The organism is Pseudoalteromonas sp. 1181_04 (genome assembly GCF_052850545.1).
Map to the genome: position 1 here is coordinate 1 of NZ_VXCS01000070.1, position 1,202 is coordinate 1,202.

Here is a 1,202-nt window from a genome sequence, read left to right on the forward strand (position 1 = left end):
CAACTTACCAATATTCCCAGCGGTCAGTTCAGTGTTAAATACGGCGAAGACAGCCGCGATTATCAGCCAGAGGATAACACCACACCAAACCCGTTGTATGGGCAAATAACCACCGCCGATGCCGTGCACATGATTAATAGCGGTAACACCGCAAAGCTGGAAGAAGCAGGCAATTTAGCCAACCAAGCCGGTGATTGGCTATGGGGCACATTGCAAGGTGACTTTAATAAAAACCCCAGCACCTCACAAATCGTTGTGGGTACCATTATCTCGATGATACCGGTGGTTGACCAAATCATGGACATTCGTGATATTTGTGCAAATACCGTATTACTCACCGATGATGACAAAGCCAATGACAGCGACGGTTGGATAGCCTTTACCCTAACCGCCATTGGTTTGGTTCCATTATTAGGCTCTGCTATAAAAGGTGTGGGTAAAGTTGTAATTAAAAATAGTGGTGAGTCAATGGAAGCCGCCATTGCAGTGCTACGCAAGCTCGGTAAAGGCGACCCAGTAAAATACTTACGGGAAATAAACTGGCAAAATTTGGGCAAGCAAGCCGCCAGTGAAGTAAAAGCAGTTATTAAAAGCTTTAGAGATACTCTTAATGATATTTCAACCAGCTGGAAATACGACCTCCTACTGCCAGACTCAGCCATTGACGGCATGCAAGCCATGGTCAAACAGCTTGATGAAGTCACCCCAAAAATTGACCAAGGCGTTAAAACCGCCGCAAACGATATCGGCAATCGCGTAAATAAAGCCCTCGATGAGTTTGAGCCACCGGCAAGTACAGGTGTAGTGGGTAAACCGAAGAAAACCGTTGCCAATGAGCTTAAGCCGCCGAAAGGGAATGATTTAAAAGGGGCTGCAGCGCTTAAGCGAGTCAGAAACCCAGCCCTTGATGCCCATTATAAAAACTTAGCTGCTTATGAAACGGCTTATAAGAACAAACTAGATGACGCTATTAAAAATGGTGACTCAAGCCATCGCATTGGTGCATTTAAAGCAAAACTTACCGAAGTTAAAGGTGAACGAGCAGCAAGTGCCTATATGGCAAAACACTTTTATAAGCCCCCGCCACCTGCGAAAATGGAGCTAGGCTTTGGTCCGGGCCCCGGTTTTGACCAAGTATGGGCTAAGCGGGATAAAAATGGCAACGTGCTAGAATACTTTATCGTTGAAGCTAAGGGACCTGG

General features: G+C 46.0%; 1 pseudogene. It reads left to right on the forward strand.

From position 1 onward, the window contains the following. Positions 1-1,202 (forward strand): annotated as a pseudogene (locus FW757_RS23055) (contractile injection system protein, VgrG/Pvc8 family); the annotation flags it as partial.